General features: G+C 67.0%; 2 protein-coding genes. Both read right to left on the minus strand.

The genetic code is table 11. The features are described 5' to 3' along the window. Nucleotides 1-8: 8 nt before the first annotated feature. Complete coding sequence (locus ACZ516_RS33840; protein ID WP_469013617.1) at nt 9-374, minus strand: hypothetical protein; 366 nt, start codon at nt 372-374, stop codon at nt 9-11. Between the two features lie 26 nt (nt 375-400). After that, nucleotides 401-1,900, minus strand: coding sequence for an NF041680 family putative transposase (locus tag ACZ516_RS33845; protein ID WP_469013618.1), 1,500 nt, complete (start codon nt 1,898-1,900; stop codon nt 401-403). Nucleotides 1,901-2,038: the final 138 nt, after the last annotated feature.

A 2,038-nucleotide genomic window follows, 5' to 3' on the forward strand; every position in this document is an offset into this window, starting at 1 on the left:
CTTGTCGTTTAACGTTCGGCTGCATCGGAGGCCATCGATGTCCGCAGGATGCGTAGCCATCGTTGGCAGACATCGTGGGTGACGGGTTCGAACAGCTCCGGCGTCGAGATCTCGACGAGGAACTGGGTCAGCAGGTCCTGGTGTCCTTCCTCCACGTGCACGCGGTCCTCGAAGTGCACGGCCTGTGCCCAGTCGACGAGCTGGCCGGGGCTGGCGAGCCTAGTGGTGACCTTCTCCGCGGCATCCACGGCATGGCCACGCCGGAAGGTGACAGCCGATGTCGCTTCGCCGTGCCGGGCGTCTCTGATGAGCCCGGAGAGCTCACCATTCCACTGCACGAGGTCTTCAAGGGGTCTGCTTCCGTTCGCGTCCATGCTGCCCATCCTGCTTGACTGCATGGTCATCGGGCAGTGCTGGCCGCCTGCCAGCCCGGAACGGGCGAGACACGTCGGGGTTTGGTGCCGACCTTGTGGTGCGCGGGCCGTTTGTATGCCTCGCCGGTCGCGAGGACTCTGCCTACGTCATGACGAGTGGCCGGGCGACGGTTCTTCGAACCCGGTGGCCGACCTGGGCCAGGGCGAGACGGTTTCGGTGCACCGGTCGGAGAGCCGGTCTTCTTGCGCAGGTTCCTGAACCCCCGTCGGACGCGTGCGGGTGTGAGTTTGTTCGGCTCGGTCGGCTTCTCCCAGGGCCGTCGGAGGTCGGTGGCCAGTGGACGAGCGAGCCGGAGCTGGGCATAGGCGGCGATCACTAGCCAGGTCCACCGGTCGGCCGCTTCTGAGCTGCGAAGCCGGGGCTTGGTCCAGCCGAGTGTCTGCTTGAACAGGCGAAACGTGTGCTCGATGTCGAAGCGCCGGAGAAAGGACTGCCAGCAGCGGTCCACGTCCGCCTCGGTGGCGCCGACGCGTGACCACCACAGCCAGACCGGCTTGTTGACCCCGCCACTGGGCAGCTTCTCCACGACCAGGCGGATGACTGTGCCCTCGATGATGGGCAGCGGGCCGTCGTGGTCGAGCCAGGCCGCCCGGCGGGTCAACCGCGGGTGCAGCCGGTCCCATGCCTGCGCGGCGGCCTTCCCGTAGAGGCGGGTGTCTGTGGTCGTCATAGCCTGCTCGACACCCCAGGTAATGGGGTCGCCGAAGACGAACTCGCCACCGTGCTTGGGCGGGCGGCCGCCCTTGGGGTCGTAAACTCGCGGCGGTGTCGGCCGGCGCATCACGCGATCCGAACGAAGCCGACTAAGAATTTCGACGGGCAGACCCGCCAGCAGGTGGGCAATGCGCGGGGCGTCGTATCCAGCGTCCAGCACCACCAAAACGTCCGGGTCTCCAGGCTTCCACTGGCCGGCGGCCACCAGCCGCTCGACGACCTCGCGGATCTGGTCCGTGGTGACCGCGGCGACGTCCGCGCCGGGCTCCAGACGGACCGCATCCAGCACCGCCGTCCATGACGTACGGCCACTCTCCAGTGCGGCCACCACCGAGTACGGCCAGCCGGGCACCATCTGGTGTTTACCTTCGCCTCGGCCGAACGTGTGGCAAAAGGTCCGGTCAGCACAGGTGTTGGCATCCGGCCGTAGCCACGGCGAGACGTCCGCGGCCAGCACGAGCCGACCGTCCGCAGCCTTCGGCAGCGGCATCCCGGCCAGCGCGCGACGCAACCGGGCGACATCGATCCGTCCCTGGTTGAGCCCGCCGTACAGAGCTCCGTGCCCGCGGCGGTGTTCCGGCGCGAGTGCCAGGTCGACCAGTGTTCGCACCGGCCCGTCCGTGCACAGCAGCGCGTCGCATAACTCGAACAAGGCGTCGCCCCGTGCGGTCAGACACGCGTACAACTCCGACCGGAAGTGTGACACTTCCGCGAACGCATCCCGCAGGACGCCCTGATGCACCAAACTCACGACCACGGCCTTCGTGCTGTTCCTATGCCTCTGTGACGGAGCACAGGATCAGACGAAGGCCACCTTCATGTCTGCTGAACTGCGAAAACACCGACCAAGTTCGAGCCGCGTTCGACGCCGGACCATAAACGACAAGCT

This window comes from Streptomyces sp. NPDC034037 (assembly GCF_055575715.1).

Bases quoted from the DNA above. Each gene is read 5' to 3' on its own strand.
- ACZ516_RS33840 (WP_469013617.1), bottom strand. From the start codon at position 374: ATGGACGCGAACGGAAGCAGACCCCTTGAAGACCTCGTGCAGTGGAAT.